The 21,891-nt window shown below is 67.5% G+C and carries 19 protein-coding genes; 9 read left to right on the plus strand and 10 right to left on the minus strand.

Annotated features, from left to right (window positions below; genetic code table 11):
- Positions 1 to 128: 128 nt before the first annotated feature.
- Entirely contained in the window at positions 129 to 1,262 is a 1,134-nt protein-coding gene (locus NV1_RS05555; RefSeq protein WP_067886154.1) for a GuaB3 family IMP dehydrogenase-related protein, read from the minus strand.
- 259 nt (positions 1,263 to 1,521) lie between these two features.
- Complete coding sequence (gene guaB, locus NV1_RS05560; protein WP_245713567.1) at positions 1,522 to 3,063, minus strand: IMP dehydrogenase; 1,542 nt, start codon at positions 3,061 to 3,063, stop codon at positions 1,522 to 1,524.
- Positions 3,064 to 3,355: 292 nt separating this feature from the next.
- Here guaB and NV1_RS05565 point away from each other — a divergent pair, with 292 nt between their 5' ends.
- Positions 3,356 to 3,769 carry a DUF5319 domain-containing protein gene (locus tag NV1_RS05565; RefSeq protein WP_019932909.1) on the plus strand — a complete coding sequence of 138 codons (414 nt, stop codon included), beginning with the start codon at positions 3,356 to 3,358 and terminating at the stop codon, positions 3,767 to 3,769.
- A gap of 126 nt (positions 3,770 to 3,895) precedes the next feature.
- Here NV1_RS05565 and NV1_RS05570 read toward each other — a convergent pair whose 3' ends face one another.
- The 3 genes from NV1_RS05570 to NV1_RS05580 form a co-directional block, all read right to left on the minus strand.
- Positions 3,896 to 5,083 carry an anti-sigma-D factor RsdA gene (locus NV1_RS05570; protein ID WP_245713568.1) on the minus strand — a complete coding sequence of 396 codons (1,188 nt, stop codon included), beginning with the start codon at positions 5,081 to 5,083 and terminating at the stop codon, positions 3,896 to 3,898.
- Complete coding sequence (locus NV1_RS05575) at positions 5,076 to 5,654, minus strand: sigma-70 family RNA polymerase sigma factor (protein WP_040819228.1); 579 nt, start codon at positions 5,652 to 5,654, stop codon at positions 5,076 to 5,078. Before NV1_RS05575 ends, NV1_RS05570 begins: the two co-directional genes overlap by 8 nt.
- A gap of 121 nt (positions 5,655 to 5,775) precedes the next feature.
- Complete coding sequence (locus NV1_RS05580; protein WP_067886158.1) at positions 5,776 to 6,684, minus strand: hypothetical protein; 909 nt, start codon at positions 6,682 to 6,684, stop codon at positions 5,776 to 5,778.
- 661 nt (positions 6,685 to 7,345) lie between these two features.
- On the opposite strand from NV1_RS05580, the gene NV1_RS05585 reads away from it, so the two are divergent.
- From NV1_RS05585 to NV1_RS05595, 3 genes are all read left to right on the plus strand, one after another.
- A complete protein-coding gene (locus NV1_RS05585; RefSeq protein ID WP_040819224.1) occupies positions 7,346 to 7,639 on the plus strand; it encodes a WhiB family transcriptional regulator in 294 nt (97 codons plus the stop codon).
- Between the two features lie 544 nt (positions 7,640 to 8,183).
- A complete protein-coding gene (locus tag NV1_RS05590; RefSeq protein ID WP_067886160.1) occupies positions 8,184 to 8,759 on the plus strand; it encodes a sigma-70 family RNA polymerase sigma factor in 576 nt (191 codons plus the stop codon).
- Between the two features lies 1 nt (position 8,760).
- Positions 8,761 to 9,060: a hypothetical protein gene (locus tag NV1_RS05595; protein WP_067886162.1), complete on the plus strand. Its 300-nt coding sequence runs from the start codon at positions 8,761 to 8,763 to the stop codon at positions 9,058 to 9,060.
- A 918-nt stretch (positions 9,061 to 9,978) separates the two neighbouring features.
- Here NV1_RS05595 and groL read toward each other — a convergent pair.
- Both groL and groES read right to left on the minus strand, forming a co-directional pair.
- Positions 9,979 to 11,586 carry a chaperonin GroEL gene (groL, locus tag NV1_RS05600; protein ID WP_067886164.1) on the minus strand — a complete coding sequence of 536 codons (1,608 nt, stop codon included), beginning with the start codon at positions 11,584 to 11,586 and terminating at the stop codon, positions 9,979 to 9,981.
- Between the two features lie 158 nt (positions 11,587 to 11,744).
- Positions 11,745 to 12,044, minus strand: a complete 300-nt coding sequence (gene groES / locus NV1_RS05605; protein ID WP_067683434.1) for a co-chaperone GroES — start codon at positions 12,042 to 12,044, stop codon at positions 11,745 to 11,747.
- A gap of 713 nt (positions 12,045 to 12,757) precedes the next feature.
- On the opposite strand from groES, the gene NV1_RS05610 reads away from it, so the two are divergent.
- The 4 genes from NV1_RS05610 (at position 12,758) to NV1_RS05625 (ending at position 19,003) form a co-directional block, all read left to right on the plus strand.
- Positions 12,758 to 14,260: an Hsp70 family protein gene (locus tag NV1_RS05610; protein WP_067886166.1), complete on the plus strand. Its 1,503-nt coding sequence runs from the start codon at positions 12,758 to 12,760 to the stop codon at positions 14,258 to 14,260.
- 531 nt (positions 14,261 to 14,791) lie between these two features.
- Positions 14,792 to 15,982 (plus strand): EfeM/EfeO family lipoprotein, encoded by a 1,191-nt coding sequence (locus tag NV1_RS05615; RefSeq protein WP_067886168.1) that lies wholly within the window; start codon positions 14,792 to 14,794, stop codon positions 15,980 to 15,982.
- A gap of 44 nt (positions 15,983 to 16,026) precedes the next feature.
- Positions 16,027 to 17,199 (plus strand): Dyp-type peroxidase, encoded by a 1,173-nt coding sequence (locus NV1_RS05620; RefSeq protein WP_067886697.1) that lies wholly within the window; start codon positions 16,027 to 16,029, stop codon positions 17,197 to 17,199.
- A 187-nt stretch (positions 17,200 to 17,386) separates the two neighbouring features.
- Entirely contained in the window at positions 17,387 to 19,003 is a 1,617-nt protein-coding gene (locus tag NV1_RS05625; protein ID WP_067886170.1) for a phospholipase C, read from the plus strand.
- A 247-nt stretch (positions 19,004 to 19,250) separates the two neighbouring features.
- On the opposite strand, the gene tsaD is transcribed toward NV1_RS05625, so the two are convergent.
- Positions 19,251 to 20,285 carry a tRNA (adenosine(37)-N6)-threonylcarbamoyltransferase complex transferase subunit TsaD gene (gene tsaD, locus NV1_RS05630; RefSeq protein WP_067886172.1) on the minus strand — a complete coding sequence of 345 codons (1,035 nt, stop codon included), beginning with the start codon at positions 20,283 to 20,285 and terminating at the stop codon, positions 19,251 to 19,253.
- A gap of 88 nt (positions 20,286 to 20,373) precedes the next feature.
- Complete coding sequence (rimI, locus tag NV1_RS05635) at positions 20,374 to 20,886, minus strand: ribosomal protein S18-alanine N-acetyltransferase (protein WP_067886174.1); 513 nt, start codon at positions 20,884 to 20,886, stop codon at positions 20,374 to 20,376.
- Between the two features lie 17 nt (positions 20,887 to 20,903).
- Here rimI and NV1_RS43270 point away from each other — a divergent pair, with 17 nt between their 5' ends.
- Entirely contained in the window at positions 20,904 to 21,047 is a 144-nt protein-coding gene (locus tag NV1_RS43270) for a hypothetical protein (protein WP_157116591.1), read from the plus strand.
- On the opposite strand, the gene tsaB is transcribed toward NV1_RS43270, so the two are convergent.
- Positions 21,029 to 21,778 carry a tRNA (adenosine(37)-N6)-threonylcarbamoyltransferase complex dimerization subunit type 1 TsaB gene (tsaB, locus tag NV1_RS05640; protein ID WP_067886176.1) on the minus strand — a complete coding sequence of 250 codons (750 nt, stop codon included), beginning with the start codon at positions 21,776 to 21,778 and terminating at the stop codon, positions 21,029 to 21,031. The two genes, NV1_RS43270 and tsaB, sit on opposite strands and share 19 nt — an antisense overlap.
- Between the last annotated feature and the right edge of the window lie 113 nt (positions 21,779 to 21,891).

Consider the following 21,891-nt stretch of genomic DNA (forward strand, 5'->3'; position numbering starts at 1 on the left):
TCGGGCCGGAAGTCGAGTGCATGGTCGCGTTCCGGCGGACCCGATGAGTTACCCATGTTCCTGGGAAATCTGTTGTTCTAGTGTGCTTTTTCGAAGCGAACGGGGACCTCCGGGGAGGCGGTACCGTGTCAAGCGCGGACGCTGAGCCCTACCTTCTGAAATTCCTTCAACTCGCGGTAACCGGCCTTGGCCATCGAACGACGAAGGCCGCCAACGAGATTCATCGAGCCCCACGGATCGCTGGACGGGCCGTAGAGCAGTTGCTGCAGGGTCGGGCGGTCGTCCTCGTCGGCGAACTTCAGCAGCGCGCCGCGCGGGACGGACGGATGCGCGGCCGCGGCGGGCCAGTACCAGCCGCGGGCGGGCGACTCCTGCGCCAGGGCCAGCGGGACGCCGAGCATGGCCGCGTCGGCGCCGCAGGCGATGGCCTTGGCCAACTGCCCGGAGGACACGACGTCACCGTCCGCGATGACGTGCACATACCGACCGCCGGTCTCGTCCAGGTAATCCCGGCGAGCCGCGGCGGCGTCGGCGATCGCGGTGGCCATCGGCACTCCGATGCCCAGCACCTCACCGGTGGTGGTCGCGCCCGCGGTCGAGCCGTACCCGACGATGACACCGGCCGCGCCGGTACGCATCAGATGCAGTGCGGTGCGGTGGTCGCTCACTCCGCCCGCGACCACCGGAACGTCCAGGTCGGCGATGAAGGTCTTGAGGTTCAGCGGCTCCCCGTCGCCGACATGTTCGGCGGAGATGATGGTGCCGTGCACCACCAGCAGGTCGATCCCCGCCTGCACCAGGCCCGGGGTCAGCGCGCGGGCGTTCTGTGGGCTCACCCGCACCGCCACCGTCACACCCGCGGCCCGCACCTGCGCGACCGCCGAAGCCAGTAGATCCGGCTGCATCGGCGCGGCGTGCAGCGATTGCAGCAGGGCGATCGCCGCCTCGGTGCCCTCCTTCTCGGCCACCTCCAACAGGTGATCGATACAGGAGGCCACATCCGCGTGCCGGGCCCACAGCCCCTCACCGTTGATGACGCCGAGCCCGCCGAGGCGGCCGAGCTCGATCGCGAACTCCGGCGACACCAACGCATCGGTCGGATGCGCCACCAGCGGAATGTCGAAGCGATAGGCATCGAGCTGCCAGGCCAGGGACACCTGCTTGGACGAACGGGTGCGCCGGGAGGGAACGATGTCGACATCGTCCAGTTCGTATGTCCGCCGGGCGGTCCGGCCCATGCCGATCTCGACCATGTCGCGCATGTAAGTACTCCTTAATTCCTGCGCAGTACGTGCTGCGCCGCCTCGGGCATCGCGGGTTTGCGGGGCCGGGAGGCTCGCCGGTCCGCGGAGCCGCCGGGTGCTCCGTCACCGCACATGTCGCGGTCCGGAACAACGAGCCGCGTCGCACACGCAACCGCCCCCGCAACGAGTACGGGCCCGATGTCGCGCGAGAGCCGGACGCACAGCAAGAGCCTAACCACCCTCACCAGCGCCCAGTCGCCCCCCGGTTACCGGGGTGTCAGCCGCGCCCGGTGTAGTTGGGCGCCTCGACGGTCATCGTGATGTCGTGCGGGTGGCTCTCCTTGAGCCCGGCCGCGGTGATCTGCACGAACTGCTTGTTCTGCAGCTCCTCGATCGACTGCGATCCGGTGTAGCCCATGGCCGCCCGCAGACCGCCCACCAGCTGGTGGATCACCTGATTGACCGGACCGCGGAACGGCACCCGGCCTTCGATGCCCTCGGGCACCAGCTTGTCCTCGGCGAGTACGTCGTCCTGGAAGTAGCGGTCCTTGGAGTAGGACTTGGCCTGCCCGCGACCCTGCATCGCACCCAGCGAACCCATGCCGCGGTAGCTCTTGAACTGCTTGCCGCCGACCAGGATCAGCTCACCCGGCGATTCGGCGGTGCCGGCCAGCAACGAGCCGAGCATCACGGTGGACGCGCCGGCCGCGATGGCCTTGGCGATATCACCGGAGAACTGGATGCCGCCGTCGGCGATCACCGGAACCCCGGCGGGCTTGCACACCGCGACGGCCTCGAGGATCGCGGTGATCTGCGGCGCGCCGACACCGGCGACCACGCGCGTGGTGCAGATCGAGCCGGGGCCCACGCCCACCTTCACCGCGTCCACGCCGGCCGCGATCAGCGCCGCGGCGCCTTCGCGGGTGGCGACATTGCCGCCGATGACCTGGATGCGGTCGCCGACCTCGGTCTTGACCTTGGTGACCATCTCCAGCACCTGCACCTGATGGCCGTGTGCGGTATCCACGACCAGCACGTCGACCCCGGCGTCGGCGAGCGTCATCGCGCGGGACCAGGAGTCCGCGCCGACGCCGACGGCCGCGCCGACCAGCAGACGGCCATCGCGGTCCTTGGTGGCGTTCGGGTACTGGTCGGTCTTGACGAAGTCCTTGACGGTGATGAGCCCGCGCAGCCGGCCCTCGCCGTCGACGATCGGCAGCTTCTCCACCTTGTGCCGGCGCAGCAGGCCCAGCGCGGCCTCGGCGGTGACGCCCTCCTGCGCGGTGATCAGCGGCGCCTTGGTCATCACATCGGCGACGCGACGGTTCTGATCGACCTCGAAACGCATGTCCCGGTTGGTGATGATGCCCACCAGTTCGCCGGTCTCGTCCACCACCGGCAAGCCGGAGATGCGGAACCGCGCGCACATCGCGTCGACCTCGGCGAGGGTGTCGCTGGGGCGGCAGGTGACCGGATCGGTGACCATACCCGCCTCGGAGCGCTTCACGGTCTCCACCTGCGACGCCTGATCGGCGGCCGCGAGATTGCGGTGCAGCACGCCCATACCGCCCGCACGCGCCATAGCGATCGCCATGCGCGCCTCGGTGACCGTGTCCATCGCCGAACTCACCAGCGGCGTGCGCAGCGTGATATCCCGGCTCAGCCGGCTCGACGTCTGCACCGAGCTGGGGATCAGATCCGAAGCGGCGGGCAGCAGCAACACGTCGTCGAATGTGAGGCCGAGCATGGCGATCTTGTTCGGATCGTCGCCACCCGTACGAGGGCGGACGGCGCGTTCGCCCATCACGGGACTACTCATCGGATCGACCCCTCCTGGACCTCGAACGCTGTGAGCCCGGAACACGCCCGGGCTCGCGAATTTCTGCTGACGGATTGCGGAGCCGAAAAGTCTTTCCCGGCGCCTGGCGTCCATGGTATCGGCCGCGAATGTGCGCGAGCGCGGCGGCTCCGCCCACACCCGAGGACGGCCCGGCCTCGATCACCCCGAGTTGCGCGTTCGGGGGTGTGCGGGGTTTGCTGGACGCGCGACAGGCCCGTCAAAATATTCACAGCGCTGGCGCGGAGGGGGTGGTTCTGCGTACCGTGGGAATGTGCGTGACCATCTACCACCTGGCCTGCCGCCGGACCCATTCGCCGGAGACCCCTCCGACCCGTCGGCCGCGCTGGACGCCATCGAGCCTGGGGAGCCGCTGGACCCCCACGAGCGGCTAGCGGTCGAAGAGGATCTCGCCGACCTGGCGGTCTACGAGGCGCTCCTGGCGCACCGCGGTATCCGCGGGCTCGTGGTGAGCTGCGAGGACTGTCGGCAGGATCACTACCACGATTGGGATATGTTGCGCGCCAACCTACTGCAGCTCCTGGTCGACGGCACGGTGCGCCCGCACGAGCCCGCCTACGATCCGACCCCGGAAGCCTACGTGACGTGGGACTACTGCCGCGGGTACGCCGATGCCTCGATGAACGAGGCACTGCACGGCGACGGATTCGACGGTTTCGACGCCTGATCCGCTTTTCGCCCGGCCCGGCGCAGGTACGGCGGGCCGGGGTGAAGAGAAGAAAGAACCGGACGCCCTGTGGCCGTCCGGTCGTTGCGAGAACGCCTCGTTGTTCGTCGGTGCCCGCGCTGCGGGCTATCTGATCCCCCCACCCGGCAAGAACCCACCGCCCGACGGTATGTGCACCGTAGAGGGCACGACCGGCTCCGGATGCACGGTGGGCAGCGAATGCTGCTGGGTCGGCAGCGGATTCTCGGTCGGGAAGGGATGCGTCGACGGGCCCGTCCCCATGGTCGGCACGACCCGGACGCTCGTCGGCTCGACCGTGGGCTGAACGGTTCCGGTGGGCTGTCCGCCGGGCCGGGTGGTCGGCGGATTCTCGTTCGTGGTCGGCGGATTCTGGTGCGTGGTCGGCGGGGTGCCGGGCAGGGTGGTCGGCAGCGTCGGACCGCCGGGCGCCGTCTGGACGGGCGTCTGCGGGAAGGTTGGCTTACCCGACGGCGCCTGCAGCATGCGCGAATCACGCGAGGTCGAGGCGCTGCCACCCGGATTCTCACCGTTGGGCCACGACGGGAGCGTCGTGGGCAACACGGGCGAATTCGGCAACGTCGGCACCGTCACGCCGCTGGGCAGCAGCGAGGCTGCGATCTCGGGCGCCTTGTCGTGCAACTGCGTCCAGACCTGGTTCCATCGCTCGGTGAGGGTCTGCTTGCGACCCGAATCGCTGATCTGCCCCGCGCTTGCCTGCGCGCTCGCCAGGAGCGGCTTGGCCTGATCGGGATGACCCGCGGCGATCAGTTCCTGCGCCTTGGCCATATCGCCCTGGGCGTTCTGCGCGATGGTGGTCTGGGCCTGCTGACTGAACACGACCTCCTTGACCTTCCACAGCGGATCGCCGGGCTCGGCATTGTAGGAGAACGCCGTCATACCACCGGCGATCAGCGCGACCGCGGCCGCGGCGCCCATGAGCGGGCGCACGAGCCGCAGGTGACCGCGCTTGGTGACATTGACCCTTGCCTGCCGAGCACCGATTTCCTGGTTGACAGCCGAGACAATGTCGTCCAGATCCGGTCCGGCCGGCAACGGCTCGTCGACGATGTCGGACCGCCAGTTCGCCAGCAGCGTCGCGAGTTGATACTCCTCGTCGCTGTCGGTCGACACGGTTCCATCGCCGGCGATCGCATCGATCAGCGCGTCATCGCGACGAACCGCGACGATATCCACCGGTCCGGTGTCACCGGAATCCTCGGCGTAGGGACCGCTGTTCTGCGATCCAAGCCGCGCTTTCCAGTCGCCCCGACCGCGCTCGCCATCCCTAGCCATACATTTCACCTGCCCTCGCCACTTGTGACTTGAGTTTCGCGAGAGCCCGGTGCTGAGCCACCCGCACCGCACCCGCCGTACTGCCCACGGCGGTTGCGGTTTCTTCCGCTGACAAACCCATCACCAAGCGCAGGATCAGGATCTCCCGGTGCTTCTCCGGAAGCGTGGCCAGCAGAGTGTTCATCTGCCGTCCGGCTTCGGATTCGAGAGCTCGCTGTTCCGGCCCCTGGTCGGTGGATATGACATCTGGTACTTCGGCCATCGCGTCCGACTTGTTACGGGCGGCGTTGCGATGGGCGTCTGCGACCTTGTGCGAAGCGATTCCGTAGACGAAGGCCATGAAGGGCCGGCCCTGATCCTGATACCGCGGCAGGGCGGTCATCACGGCCAAGCACACCTCCTGCGCTACGTCGTCCGCGGAGAGCTGCCCACGCTCCGCGGAACCGATTCGCGCCCGGCAGTAGCGCACTACCAACGGGCGAACGATCTCCAATACCTGGGCTAGAGCCGAACGATCACCCTGCGCTGCGGCAGCGACGGCGGTGTCCAACTCCTCGCCCGTGTGCGTCATCGTCAGAGATATTCCTGGCGTTACAAGTGGCACGGTCCGTGTTTGACCAGTGCTTCCGCCGGTCGGCGGAACGAAACCAACAATAGCCGTTCCAAACCTCGGGATCGGCAACACGGTGAATCTACCGGTCGCCGAGAACCCCGGTCTCCGAACGCAATCGACCGCCGCGTACCGCCAGTTCACGGGCGCACTCATCCGCTTCGGCAGCCGCGCGTGTTGCGGCGGAACCGGTTTCGACTCCGCCGCGAAGCATCGCGCTCGCCCATCGCAGCGGGAGCAGTCCGTGTTCGCGGCACTGATCGGACACCGCCGCCGCGAGTTCGGCGGAGCGAGCGAGATCGCCGTCCGCGGCCGTCGTGGCGGCCAGTAGTAGACGGGACTTGACGACATGCCGCACCGAGGGGCAGCCCTGCGCGATCGCCACGGCCGCCTCGGCGTGCTCGCGCGCGGGCCGGTCGATCAGACCGGAGCCGGGAGCCGCGAGGGCGGTCTCGGCGCAGACCCAGTGCCAACGCAGCCGGGTGCGCCAACCCTCGCACCTCGCAAGCGGCTCACGGCAACGTTCCAGCAGCCGGGCCGCGAGTGCGGGCCGGGCGGTTCCGAGCGCGTCGGCGGCAAGGCCGGTCAGCGCATCGCGCACCGCTTCGACACGAGTGACGAAGAGCACTTCGGTATCGATCAGACGGGCGGTCGGCGCGAGCCGCGTCCCCGAACCACACGCATCGGCCAGCGCCCGACCGTCCGAGACCGCCGCCTCGGCGTGCCACCCCAGCTGTCGCAAGAGTGACGCCTCGGCGCTGGCGACCAGCGAACGAAGTGCCGAATCCCTGGTCAGCCAGTATGTGCGGCGAAGTTCCGCACGCGCGGCGGCGTACCGGCCCTGTCCGCCCAGCGCGACCGCACGCAGCCACGACTCGACGCCGTCGGCGGCAGCGGGCAATTCCGCGGTCGCCGCCCGCGGATCGGGGCCGAAGGCGGCGCCGGCGAATATCGCGTGCCGCGGCCGGGATTCAGAACTGAACTCTTGCATCGCAGCACCCTATCGACGCGCCTGTTCCGAGACATCCGCGGAACTCCTGGCAACCATCCGGCATGCAGAAAGCGGCCCAGGTGTTTCGATCTCGTAAAACTACCTCGCGCAATCACCTAGCATGCGCATCAAAAGTTCGCACGCTTTTCGGGTAATTAACCTGCACGCCCCGGAACGGCCATCCGAACGGACCTCGAACCAGGCGAATGTCGACTCAAACCATGAGATCGGTCACATATCGCGGCGTGCGCAGAGTTGCCTCGACGCGGGCATTTCCATCAGGAAACTACCGTTTACCTGCGGTTTTGTGAGCGCTCACATGATTCCCGACAACCAGCCGCGAACGCCAAACAGATCAGTATCTCGACAGTAAGCTGAAAAGTAAACAGCGCAGAGGTTAAATCTGCGATTCACTCGCTTTGAAATCCCCATTGTGGAAACTATTGACTCGATTTGTTTGTCCGTCCTAACGTACGACATCGCCGTCATCGGCGCCGCACGAAAATGTGAGTGCCGCGAACTGCGATCGCCGGACCCCCGGCGACACGGTCCGAGCCCGATCTCGGCGAGGTCCCATCCGGCCGCGCCGCGGGGGCCGGACGGCCGTTGCTACCGCACCGCTCGACAACGCCGACGAGCTCGCACCATCGAGGAGTTCACCATGCCCATGCCCACTCACCTCCCAGGGCCGAATGCCGATGTCTGGGATTGGCAGATGCGCGGCTCCTGCCGCGGAGTGGACTCGTCGGTATTCTTCCATCCCGACGGCGAGCGCGGACGTGCCCGCACCCAGCGTGAGCTGCGCGCCAAGGAGATCTGCCGGAACTGCCCGGTGCTCATGCAGTGCCGCAGCCACGCCCTGAAGGTCAGCGAACCCTACGGCATCTGGGGCGGTCTGTCCGAGACCGAACGCGAGATGCACGCGCGCCGAAACCGCCGCCGCGTCGCCGTCTGAGCCGGCCGAACGCGTCGCCGTCGAGGTCGGAGAAAATTTCTCCCCATCCGCGAACGCGGGTGCGCCGAATCTCTAGCAAATACCCGGCCACTCGAGTACCGGCCAGTGAACAGCACGAACACCGCACCCTGGAATATGCGGCTACCGCCGTGAGACCTGCGGTGCAGCGGTCGGCAGCGTTGCCATCCGATATCCGGCAAGCGCCGCCTGATTCAGCGGAAACGGTCTACGCAACCATGCAGCAGTCCGTATCCACCAGAGCGAGTTCGACGTTGATCCACTGCGCACCAGTACGGCGTTTCGCATATGTACTCGGCGTGTCCGCGGCGTGTCTATCGAAAAAATCTCCGCGTGTCGACCGATGTCCGAAACCCGCTGAGGCGCAGTCGGTTTTGCCGATACCCCAGCGAACAGGAGGTCATAGCGGCAGGCTACGGTAGTGGCCGATGACACAGAATGGAGCGTTGTGACAACGCGGCCGTCGGCCGCAGAGGACGACTCGTTCCACCAAGCGTTTCGGGACGGGCGGGCGAACTCCCCCAGCGTGGACTCTGCGGTGACGGCGCGCGCAGCCGAAGGACTCGAACTGGCAGCACTACTGGAACGGTGCGGGCTGTCCGATCAACGAGCCTTCGCCGAACTGTACGACCGAACCTGTGCACGCGTATTCGGCCTGGTGCTGCGCGTTCTACACGATCCGGGTTATGCGGAGGAGACCACGCAGGAGGTCTATCTCCAGATCTGGCGCACCGCAGCCAATTTCGACGCGACCAAGGGTTCCGCGGTCACCTGGCTGATGACGCTGGCCCATCGGCGAGCAGTCGACCGGGTCCGCGCGGAACAGGCCCACGCCCTCCGCGAGGTCGCCTACGGGACGAGCACTCTCGGTAACGAGTTCGACGAGGTCACCGAGGAGGTCGGCAGGCGCCTGGAACAGCAGGCCGTGCGCGCGGGCCTGGCGACGCTGACCGCCACGCAGCGAGAGGCGATCTCGCTCGCCTACTTCGGCGGACATACATATGCGGAGGTAGCCGCGCAGCTCGGCGTAGGGTTACCGACCGTTAAGTCCCGTATCAGGGACGGCTTGACCAGACTGAAGAAGAATTTGGGAGTGACGTGAGATGAACGAAAGCCAGATCGATCTCGCGCACATGGTCGCGCTCGGGTCGATCGGCGACGAGGACCAGCGCGCAGTGCGGGAGATAGCCGAGGGGGACGACCCGGTGCTGCGTGCGGACTTCAACACGGAAGTGCAGCTGAACCGACAAGCTCTCACCCTGTTCGCCTCGGCGTCGGCAACCCCACCGCCCGCCTCACTGCGTGATCGCGTCCTGGACATGATTGCCGCAGAAGAGTCCGAAAGTCCCGCACCGGCCCGTACACCACGTAATCCGGTGCATCCGGGCAACCCTACCGCCTAGCCGATTCCATCCCGCTGCGAGACAACCGAATCCGCAGCCGAGAATCTCGATATTCCCGATAAGCCAACGGGCCGTTCACATTCATGAATGAATGTGAACGGCCCGCAATTCTGTTTACCGCCAAACGAATGCCCCTCGGCCGCGCTTGCCGAAATTCGGGATATCCCATCGAGATATCCGATCCGAAACACGAGAGATCCACTCCCCCAACCCCACACGGAACCGGTTCGCGAGGGGCTGTTCGAGATCGGCTCGTCGACGAACATCCTCGAAACACACGGATGAAACGAGATTCTCGCGCATTCGGCAGGCAAGCCCACCCGACCGCGAACCGGTCGAGCGAAGCCGGAGCCAACAATCGGCTACGCGAGATGCACACTCCCCCAACCCCACACGAACGTGCACCTTCGCGGAACGTTCACGCCACGACACCGACCAACGCCGCTTCGAGGGCGAAGAACGCGGCTGCGGGCTGCCCAACCCCGCAGCCCGCAGCCAGTACACCGGCCGAAGCGTCTCCGCCCCGCTGGCCCGCGAAGCGAAAGGCTCAACAACACCGAACCCCAAAGGTTTCGGCGCGCACCCATCGAACCACACCGAACCCCACCGAAGCGAGGCGAGGCGAAGCGAAAACCCAACGCGCCCAGCGGCGAAACGTCTCTGTGCGCTGGTAGCCGCCCGCGAAGCGAAAGGCTCAGTAAGAACACTCCAAAAGGTTTTCGGCGCAGCTCGTCGTTCAACCCTCGAAGCGCATGGCCGAAGGCCGAGTCTCGAGGGCTGAACGACGAGCCTTACAGCGCCGAAAACCCGCCGGAGCGGAGCGGAGGCCGTAGACACAGCCGAGTCTCGAGGGCTGAACGACGAGCCCTATAGCGCCGAAAACCCCGCCGGAGCGAAGCCGGAGGCAGAAAATACAGCTCAGTGCGCGTGACCGTGGTGGTCGTCGGCCTCTTCCTCGGCGGGCTTGTCGACGATGGCGCTCTCGGTGGTGAGCACCATGCGGGCGACGGAGACGGCGTTGAGCACCGCGGACCGGGTCACCTTCACCGGGTCCACGACGCCGTCGGTGACCAGATCACCGTAGGTGAGGGTGGCGGCGTTGAAGCCATCCTTGGTGTCGGCGACCTTGCTGACCACGACCGCACCATCGACGCCCGCGTTGCTGGCGATCCAGTACAGCGGGGCCGTGAGCGCCTTGCGGACGACCTCGACGCCGATTGCCGCATCGCCGGAGAGCGATTCACGCAGTTCGGCCAGCTTGGTGCTCGCCTGAACCAGCGCGGTGCCGCCGCCGGGCACGATGCCCTCCTCGACCGCTGCCTTGGCCGCGCTGACCGCGTCCTCGACCCGGTACTTGCGCTCCTTGAGCGCGGTCTCGGTGGCCGCGCCGACCTTGATCACCGCGACACCGCCGGCCAGCTTGGCCAGCCGCTCCTCGAGCTTCTCGCGGTCCCAGTCCGAGTCGGTGGCCTCGATCTCGCCGCGCAGCTGGGCAATTCGTCCGTCGATGGCCTCCTGGGTGCCGGCACCATCGACGATCGTGGTCTCGTCCTTGGTGACGACCACACGACGCGCCGATCCCAGCACGTCCAGCCCCGCCTCACGCAGGCTGATACCCAGATCCGGGTTGACCACGGTCGCGCCGGTGACGATGGCCAGATCATCCAGGAACGCCTTGCGGCGGTCACCGAAGAACGGCGCCTTGACCGCGACGACCTTCAGCGTCTTGCGAATCGCGTTGACGACCAGGGTGGACAGCGCCTCGCCCTCGACATCCTCGGCGATGATCAGCACGGGCTTGCCGTTCTCGGCGATCTTCTCCAGCAGCGGAAGCAGGTCCGGCAGCGAGCTGATCTTCTCCCGGTGCAGCAGCACCACGGCGTCCTCGAGCACCGCTTCCTGCTTGTCCAGGTCGGTGACGAAATACGCGGACAGATACCCCTTGTCGAACTGCACGCCCTCGGTGATCTCGAGGTCGGTGCTCACCAGGGAGGACTCCTCCACGGTGACCACGCCGTCCTTGCCGACGGTGGTCAGCGCCTTGCCGACCATCTCGCCGATCTCCTCGTCGCGCGAGGAGACGGTGGCGACCTGCGCGATGGCCTTCTCGCCGGAGACCGGCTCGGCCGCCGCCAGCAGCGCCTCGGAGACCACGTCGGCGGCCTTGCTCATACCCGAGCCGAGGGCGATCGGGTTGGCCCCGGCGGCGATGTTCTTCAGGCCGCCCTTGATCAGCGCCTGCGCCAGCACGGTGGCGGTGGTGGTGCCGTCGCCGGCGACGTCGTTGGTCTTGGTGGCCACGCTCTTGACCAGCTGCGCGCCCAAGTTCTCGAAGGGGTCCTCGAGGTCGATGTCGCGGGCGATGGTGACGCCGTCGTTGGTGACGGCCGGGCCACCGAATGCCTTGGCCAGGACCACATGCCGGCCGCGGGGACCGAGCGTGACCTTGACGGCGTCGGCGAGCTTGTCGACGCCGCGCTCCATTGCCCGACGAGCCTTCTCGTCGAACTCGATCTGCTTTGCCATGTTCGAAATTCCTTCAGTGTCTGGTCGGCGGCGCTCGCCGGGCCCTGCGCACGCGGACTGCCGCCGGGCCGGGCTCTAGCGCCGCGGAAGGGGCCGTAACGAACGCTGCCCCGGTGCCTCATCTCAGGGCGCCGGGGCAGCATTCGACTACAGCTGGGTCACTTGTTGACGACAGCCAGGACGTCGCGCGCCGACAGGATCAGGTACTCCTCGCCGTTGTACTTGATCTCGGTGCCGCCGTACTTGCTGTAGATGACGGTGTCGCCCTCCTTGACATCCACCGGGATACGGTCGCCCGTGTCGGTGACCCGCCCGGGACCCACGGCGATGACGGTGCCCTCCTGGGGCTTCTCCTTCGCCGTGTCGGGGATGACCAGGCCGGAGGCGGTCGTCGTCTCGGCCTCGCCGGCCTGGACGAGGATCTTGTCCTCGAGCGGCTTGATGTTCACGCTCGCCACGTTGAGCCCTCCACTTTCAGGGGATTTCTTCTCGTCCGGGGCTGTTCCCCGGACTCACGGTTTCGGTCGTGTGCCGACCCTGCGCATAGCCCCGTCGTCGCGGGTGCCGGGACCCCAGTGCAGTGGTCGTGCTGGCAGCTGAGCAACTTCCACCAGTGCCACCTAGCACTCTATACAGCAGAGTGCCAGCGCTCAAGGTTGGGTAGTGCTGATTATTCGACACCGGCCCACAACCTGCCGTGCCACGACACGTTGCGCGACACGCCGACGATTTTTCGGCGGAAACCCACGATGACCCTGGACCTCACAGGTAACTCGAGTCACACCGTCAACACGGTGGCAATTGATCCGGAAAATCTGTAACGTTCGGATAACGGAATGTGACACTATGTACGACGGCTCCGTGATGTTGTCGTGCCAAACAGATGCCGTGCCGCCAGAAGGCTCCGTGCCATCGGGAGGTGCAGTCGAATGGTTCCACATCGTCATGCGATCCGCCGAGCGTTGTGCATGCTGCTTCACCCCGCGCGAGCCCTTGGCGCACACCATGGAACGAGTATCAGACCGCAAGTGATCGTCGCCGGAGCCCGAGCCCGACCGGATCACGGGCCCGGCCCGATCAGCTCGGACCATCCGCCATCCACGCGGATGTCCGTGCTGTCCGCATCCGATGGTCGGCGACGCGATGACCATCCGCTCGAAGGGAGGTGAACATGCGAACATCCCTCGGCATCTCCGCCGGGAACGAGGTGGTGTGCTCGGCGCTGGTCGCCACAGCACCCAACGGCGCTCAGGAATTCGACTACCGAATCGTCTCCGCGGACGCCGCACAATCCGACCTCGGCGATCTGGTGGCCTCCTCGATCGAGCTGATGACCACTCAGATGCCCCGCGAATTCGTGTATCCGCGCGGTGCGCACGCCGCCGGACCGACGCCCGGCGAACCGTTTCCCACCCCCGGTGCCATCGCGGTCGCCTACCGCGATCGGGAACAGGCCGTGGCGATCCGCTCGGCCATCGGCCGCCAGCGTCGCGACGTCCAGCTGATCCTGGAAAGCACTGCCGCACTGACCTATCTGCGCCACACCGGCCTGCTCGACCGATACGAAACGGTCGGCCTGATCGATCTCGGCGCCTCCGGTATGACCGTCTCGGTGGCCGACGTCGCCGACGACGCGGTACTGCACAGCGAGCGCACGGACACCGTCAGCGGCAACGCCATGGACGAGCTGATCTATCACCATCTGCTCGACTGCCATTTCGCCCGCCGCGGCACCCGGCCCAACCGCACGATGCTCATCAACCGCGCTCGGGCTGCCAAGGAGCACCTGTCCATCGCCCCGGCGGTCACCATCGATCACGTCGCCGGGCAGGCGCTCAAACTCACCCGCGCCGATTTCGAGGAGCTGATCGCCGACCTGTTGCACGAGGCCGCGATCTACGCCGCAGCGGTGTTCGCGCGCGCGCCGAAATATCCGCGGGCGGTCACCGTGATCGGCGGTTGCGGCAATATGGCCGCCGTGGTCAACGGCCTCGCCGATCTGCTCGACCTGATCGTGCTCACCGTGCCCGAGCCGGAGGCGGCGACCGCGAAAGGCGCTGCGCTGGTTGCCGATTCGGTGCAGCCGTCGGCCTTCCCGGTGATCAGCCTCGGCTCGGATGCCAAACCCGGCACCTTCACCAAGCTCGTCGGCACCCTGGCCGGTGCGGTCGTGGTGCTCGGCCTGGTCGTCGGGTACGGCGTCAAGGAACTGGTGCCGACCGCCGATCACGACGTCACACCCGCCGGTACCAGCCATACAGCGGATTTCCCGACCACCACGGCACCGCAGTCGGCTCCCCTCCCCGCGAGCCCATCGACCACCACCACCGAGCAGGCCACGCCCAGCCGGCACACCGCGGCCACCACCACACCGAGCCCATCGTCCTCGGACACCAGCGAGCAGCCCACCACCACCCCGAGCCCCACACCGCCGACCACCGGCGTACCGCTGCGTCCGGACCCAGGACTGCCGCCCATTCCCCTACCGGATCTGCCGCACTTGTTCGGCCCGCTGCTGGGCAGCACCACCCCGCAGCCCGCCGTGCCGAACACCGCCCCGGCCCCGACCACCACACCGGTGCCGACCACAACGGCGACACCGAGTCACGGCCCGCATTTGCCGCGCGCCAACACCGGTTCAGCCGCGCGAGCGACGCTCCACCCCGTCAACTGACGTCGGCAACCGACGACACCGCGCCGAATACCGGCCCGGCCCCGACCCGGAACAACAACCCCGAGTTACGGCTCGTTTCCCCCCGCGCAGACATCGATCAGACCGAGCGGCACTCCACCTCTCCGACCGACGCAGCCAACGGGCGACAACGCAAGGTGCTGGGTTCGTTTCGGCTCCACAACGGAACACCTTCCCCGGAGATACGGCCCGCCTCTCCCGCGCGCCGAACCACGGCCTGTTTCTCTCTCCCCCGGCCGGCACTGATTCGGCCGCGCGACAGTCCATTCCACCGGCTGACGCCACTCACCGACGACAGCACACCGACCCGGCCCAGACCCGAAAGCAGCTATGCCGACGCACGATCCGCATCTGCCGCATGCCGGTGCCGGGGCGGCCGGGTGAGCCGAACTCCAACTCGCCGGCCGGGCGATCTCCGCCGCATCGGCCGACTACGACATCGGAATGAATACCCGCTGTACAGATTGTGCGGCCCCGTCCGCGGGCCCGCTGCTGCCGTAAGCTGTCGCGGTCATGCGCATGGGACCAGTACGCCGTATCGTCGTGGCCGTCGCCGCGATCAGCACCGCGGCGGCGAGTGCGTGCGGGCACCCCGCTCCGGCGGAACCGGTCCAGCAGATCATCGACGTCTCCGAGAACGCCTGCGGCCAGGGGTGGACCGATCCACACACCGGTCAGCAGACTCTCTATTTCCGCAATACCGGTTCCAATCCGACGACGGTCGACCTCATCGACGTCCGCACCGGCGCGATCTCCGCCGAGGTGCCCGATATCGGGCCGAACACCACCCGCAGCACCCGGGTCGACGTCGGGGGCGGCACGTTCGCCTTCCGGTGCGCCATGGAAGGTTCGGGCAACGCGCTGATCACCGGACCGACCGTGACGATCGCCGGGCCACCCGCGGCCTCGGCGGTACCGCCGGTCACCCCCGAGGATCTGTACGGGCCGGACAAACAGTACGTGGATTACGTCGCGACCGGGCTGAACCGGCTGGCCGCCGACACCGACCTCCTACGCGACACGGTCGATCGCGGTGATCTCACCGCGGCGCGCACGGCCTGGCTGACCGCCCATCTGGATTACGAACGACTCGGCGCGGCCTACAACGCATTCGGCGAGTACGACGGCAAACTCGACGGCCGGAGCGACGGTCTTGCCGGGGGCAACGCCGATCCGCAGTTCACCGGATTTCACCGAGTGGAATACGGCCTGTGGCACGGTGAGTCGCTCACGACGCTGGCCGGGACCGCCGAGCAATTGGCCCGAGATGCGCACGGACTGGTCGCGGACTTCCCGAATATCCAGGTCCCGCTGCTGGATCTCGGCCTGCGCACGCACGAAATCTTGGAGAACACACTGCAATTCGAGATGACCGGCGATGCCGACTACGGCAGCGGCACCTCACTGGCCACCGCCGTGGCGAACATCGCTGGAACCCGGGAGTTGCTCACCGTGCTGGATCCGGTGCTGCGCAACCGATATCGGCAGCTCCCTGAGGTGACGACCTGGTTGAACCGCTTCGAAACCCTGTTGCAGGCGCATCACACCGATGCGACTCCCGGCATTCCGGCCAGTGGCACCTGGACTTCGGTGTCCGCGCTGAGCCGGTCGGATCGGCAGCGGCTGAACGGCACCCTGAGCCGGCTGCTGGAATATCTCGCTCCGATCGCGACCATCTGCAAACCGCGAAAGACGTTCCAGTGACCGCGAATCCATCGCCGAGTCGGCGCTCCTTCCTGCGCGGTGCGATGGCCGCGGGCGTCGGCGGCGCGGTAACCGCGGCCTCGGCGGTCGCCCCCGCCGCGTTGCATACGGTCACCGCCGCACCGGTCGCACCACCGTTCCACGGAATCCACCAGGCCGGAATCGCCGATCCGCCGCCGCCCGGTGCGCAGGGGATCACGGCGTCGTTCGATGTGATCGCCGAGAATCCGGCCGAGCTGACCGAGTTGTTCCGCACCCTCACCGAACGCGCCCGCATCCTGAGCGACGGCGGCCCGCCGTCCGCGGTCGGCATCACCGCACCGCCCGCCGACAACGGCGTACTCGGTCCGGAGATCCCGCCGGGCGGGCCGGTGATCACGGTGGGCGTCGGCGCCAGCCTGTTCGACGACCGATACGGCCTGTCCGACAAGCGGCCCGCGAAGCTGACGGCGATGCCGATGTTCCCCAACGACGATCTCCGATCCGCCTGGTGTCACGGCGATCTGAGCCTGCAACTGGCCGCTGCCGACGCCGATGTCTGCGTGCACGCGCTGCGCGACATCACCCGCGCGACGCGCGGTGCGATGCAGCCGCGCTGGCGGATGAACGGTTTCGTCAGCCCGCCCCGGCCGAGTGGGACGCCGCGAAATCTGTTCGGCTTCAAGGACGGAATCGCCAATCCGGTCAGTGCCGACTTCCAGCATCTGGTGTGGGCCGGGGCCGGGGAACCCGCCTGGGCGGCCGGGGGCACCTATCAGGTGGTCCGGCTGATCCGGATGCTCGTGGAGTTCTGGGATCGGGTCGCGATCACCGAGCAGGAGAACATGTTCGGCCGGGTGCGCGATACCGGCGCGCCGCTGAACGGCGATCACGAGAGCGACCTACCGGACTACAGCGATGATCCCACCGGACTGGTCATCCCGCTGAACGCCCATATCCGCCTGGCCAATCCGCGCACGCCCGATACCGCGGGCAGTCGGATCCTGCGACGCAGTTTCAACTACGACCGCGGCAACGACGACACCGGCAATCTCGATCAGGGCCTGATCTTCCTGTGCTACCAAAGTGATCCGCACGCGCAGTTCGAGACCGTGCAGAAACGGCTGGCGGACGAACCGCTGGTCGACTACATCTCACCCTTCGGCGGCGGATATTTCTTCGTGTTGCCGGGCGTGCGCGATGACGCGGATTTCTACGCTCGCGCGCTGGTGACGTGAGCGGAGCGAACCGCGGACACAGCGCGCATCGCGCACGACGGAGGCGAGCGCCGGCGAGGCGGAGTCGTGAGGGGAACTTCCATCCGACAAGCGGACGTCGCCCGGTGTTCACCCTTGGGAAATCTCCGCTCGTGACTATCGTGTGACTTCGCATGAGCGGCGAGGCGGGATCGACCCAGGAGGACACGTGAGTACAGGCTCCCAGCGGCGCGCACGGGCGCAGGGCGGCAGCGGGAAGTACAAGCGGGGCACGACGATCGCCGCCGCCGTCGCGACGGTCGGGCTGCTCGCGGCCGCGTGCTCGTCCTCGACCAGCACCACGGCGACCGACAAGTCGGCGACGACCACGACGCCGATCAAGCACATCGTGGTGCTCTACGACGAGAACATCTCGTTCGACCACTATTTCGGCACGTATCCGAACGCCGCCAACACCGACGGCGTGCCGTTCCACGCCGCGCCCGGCACCCCGGCTGTCAACGGGCTGACCCCGGATCTGTTGACGCACAACCCGAATCTGTTCCAGCCGCAGCGCCTGGGCCCGGATCAGGCGATGACCTGCGATCAGGACCACTCCTACAAGGCCGAGCAGGAGGCGTTCGACAACGGCAAGATGGATCAGTTCGTCCAGAAGACGCAGAAGGACGAATGCCCGGCCGCCTACGGTCCCAACGGGATCGTCATGGACTACTACGACGGCAACACGGTCACCGCCTTGTGGAACTACGCCCAGCATTACGCGCTGAGCGACAACTCCTTCGGCACCACCTTCGGCCCGTCCACGCCGGGCGCGCTCGAGGTGACCGCCGCGCAGACCTACGGCGCGCAGGCCATCGACGCGAAAACCGGTAAGCCGGTGCAGGATCCGAATCTGGTCGCCGCACCGGACGAGCAGGGCGTCGGCTCCGATATCGACGACGCCGACCCCGCCTACGACGACTGCTCGAACAAGAGCCACACCACCACCGACAATCTGATGGCCATGAACGGCAAGAACATCGGTGACGAGCTGAACGACAAGAACATCAGCTGGGGTTGGTTCCAGGGCGGATTCACTCCGACCGGCAAGAACGACGCCGGGTACGCCGTGTGCGGCACGAAGCACGCGAACGTCGGCGGTCAGCAGGCGCTGGACTACAGCCCGCACCACGAGCCGTTCCAGTACTTCAAGTCCACGTCCAATCCGCATCACACCGTCCCGGCGTCGCTGGACGAGGTCGGCCACGCCGGTCCGGCCAATCACCAGTACGGGTTGGAGTGGTTCGACCAGGCCGCCAAGGCGGGCAAACTGCCCGCAGTGAGCTACGTCAAGGCGTCCGAATATCAGGACGGCCACGCGGGATACTCCGATCCGATCGACGAGCAGCACTTCCTGGTGGACCGGATCAACGCCATCCAGCAGTCGCCGGACTGGAAGTCGACCGCGATCTTCATCGCCTACGACGACTCCGACGGCTGGTACGACCATGTTGCCGGGCCGGTGATCAACGGTTCCACCAGCGCCTCGGACGTCTACGGCCCGTGCGCGAGCAAGCCCGCCCTCGGCGGTCACCAGGGCCGCTGCGGCACCGGCCCGCGCCTGCCGCTGCTGGCGATCTCCCCCTACGCCAAGACCAACCACGTCGACCACACCCTGACCGATGAGACCTCGATCGTGAAGTTCATCGAAGCCAACTGGTCCCTGCCCACCCTCGGCAACGGTTCCTCCGAAGCCAGCGCAGGCGACCTGTCCGGGATGTTCGACTTCGCCTCCCCCAAGGCCGCCCAGTTGATCCTCAACGCCGACGGCACCGAAAAGCACTGAGCGACAAGCGGTCCGGGCCGGTAGATCAACGGGTCCGAACCGGTTGCCCAGGACGAACCGAAAAGCCGCCTCGGCACAACCTCAGACTCGACCTATCGCTATATGCGATAGGTCGAGTCGTGTGCTGTTCGAGACAACCGGCTCCCGGGCGGGCAGCCGATCATCATGCTCACCGTGTTCTGGAAGACCCGCCGGCGTGAGATCCGCCGGGTCGCGCGGGCCGAACTTGCCGAGCAGGTCTGCGGACTCAGGGCAGTTGGGTGGTGGAGACCGGGAGGCCCGGATCGGTGGCGACGGTGAGGGGAGAGGGCTTCGCGCCGCCCGCGATGACGTGGGCGCCCAGCGTCGCGATCATGACGCCGTTGTCGGTGCAGAGGCGGGGTTCGGGGACGCGGAGGGTGAGATCGGCCGCGGCGCAGCGTTCCTGGGCCATCGAGCGGATGCGGGAGTTCGCCGTCGCGCCGCCGCCGAGCACCAGGGTATCCACGCCGACGTCCTGCGCCGCGCGAATCGCCTTGCGTGTCAACACATCCGCGACCGACTCCTGGAACGAGGCGGCGATATCCGGAATCGGCAGCGCCCGGCCCTCGCGCTGCGCGGCCTCGACATACCGGGCCACGGCGGTCTTCACACCGGAAAAGGAAAAATCGTAACGCGCGTCGCGGGGGCCGGTCATACCGCGCGGGAAGGCGATGGACTGCGGATCACCGTGCGCCGCAGCGGCATCCAGTGCCGGGCCGCCCGGGAAGCCCAGATCCAGCAGCCGGGCCACCTTGTCGAAGGCCTCGCCCGCGGCGTCGTCGACCGTGCTGCCGAGTTCGGTGATCGGCTCGGCCAGATCGGTGACGTGCAGCAGATGGGTGTGCCCGCCCGACACCAGCAACGCCACGCACGACGGCATCGGACCGTGTTCGAGGGTGTCCACGGCGACGTGGCCGCCGAGGTGGTTCAGCGCGTACAGCGGGATATCCCACGCCGCCGCATAGGCTTTGGCGGCCGCGACGCCGACCAGTAGAGCACCGGCCAGTCCGGGGCCGATGGTCACCGCGATCGCGTCGGGTTTGGACACCTCGGCCGCGGCCAACGCGCGTCGCATGGCGGGCACGATCGCCTCCAGATGTGCGCGCGAGGCGATTTCCGGGACCACGCCGCCGAAGCGGGCGTGCTGTTCCACACTCGAGGCGACCTCGTCGGCCAGCAGTTCGCAGGTGCCGTCCTCGTGCCAGCGCACGATGCCGACGCCGGTCTCGTCACAGGAGCTCTCCACGCCCATCACGATCATGCCCGCTCACCCCTGTCGGTCGGCACATCGGTTGTGCGACAGCCTGTTTCACAGCCCGCACGGATCATGTCCAGCGGTGCGCCGCGGTTCATGTGAGCACCTCGTTCGGATCGACGACGCCGGCGGTCGCGGGGCGGCGCATGGTGAACGCGTCGGCCCCGCTGGGCTGGTAGTAGTTCTTGCGCAGGCCGATGATGTGAAAGCCGTGCTTCTCGTACAGCGCGATCGCCGGGGCGTTGTCGGTGCGGACCTCGAGGAAGACCGGACCACCGCGCTTACCCGCCTCGGCCAGCAACGCGCGCAGCAGGGTGGTGCCGATCCCGCCGCGATGGCTGTCCGGGTCGACGCCGATCGTGTGCACCTCGGCCTCGGGATGATTCAGCGGACCCAGCAGCGCGATCCCGGCATAGCCGACGATGCGGCCGGATTCGTCCCGCGCGACCAGGTACCGGTTGTGCGCGCCGGCGAGCTCGGATTCGAAGGCCACTTCCGGCCAGGGATCGTCCTCGGGGAACAGCACCTGCTCGAGTTCGACACAGCGATCGATCGCCGACCGATCCATCGGCTCGATCCGGATCGACGGCGCGATCCGACCACTCATGCTGCGTCCTCTCGGGCATGACCGGGGACCTGCATGGTGACGCTCCGCCGCCTCCGGCCCTGACCACTCACGACTGCACCATCGCGGGCATGACCGAGGACCTGCGTGGTAACGCTCCGCCGCTGTCTCCGGCCCTGACCACTCACGCCCGGACCGCCTGATAGCTGCGTTCGACCGCATCGGGGCGGCGCAGATACAGCGGGATCAGCGGCTGCGGCGTGGCTCGCGCCAGCAGCTCGGCGGCGGCGGCGCTGACCAGCCCGGCCGGGGACGGTGTCTCCACCGGCAGCACCGGAAGGTCGAAAAAGTCCACGTGCGAAGCGGATCCGGCGATCACGGTGGAATCACCGGACTCCAGCTCGCCCGGTTTGCACACCTGCGGCCCCGCGACGCGCACCACCGCGCGCCCCTGCGGACCGCCATTGCCGTTGCCGACCACGAAAGATCCGGCCAGGGCCGCCTTGGACACCGCGCGATAGCGGGCCCAGTACACCTCGCGGCGCCGGGCGTCGGTGACCACCAACAGTTCGGCGTCGACCGCGGAGATGTCGCGCCACGCGGCCGCGGCGATCGCGTCCAGGCTGCACACCCCGTACACCGGCAGGCCCAGCGCGTCGCCGAATGCGGCGGCGGTCGCCATCCCGACGCGCAGTCCGGTGAACGGGCCCGGCCCGACACCGACGACGACCGCGTCGAGTTCGGCGCGGGAACGTCCTGCGGTGTCGAAGCATTCGAGAATCTGCGGGGTGAGCACCTCGTTGTGAGCGCGGGCGTCCACGGTCACCCGGGACGCGAGCGTGCGGACCTCATGGTGCTGGGGCGCGGCCTGCTCCAGTGCCACCAGTCCCGCGGTGACGGCAGGCGTCGCGGTGTCGAGGGCGAGTACAAGCATGATTGCCTCAACGATACCGGGTGGTCACCTCCACGACGGCAACCCGGCCGCCCCCGGTTCACCTCATCGTCGCAGCGGTGTCACCGCCTCGGACCGCATCGGGTAGCGCGGAT

The organism is Nocardia vaccinii NBRC 15922, from assembly GCF_001613305.1.
GTDB lineage: Bacteria > Actinomycetota > Actinomycetes > Mycobacteriales > Mycobacteriaceae > Nocardia > Nocardia vaccinii.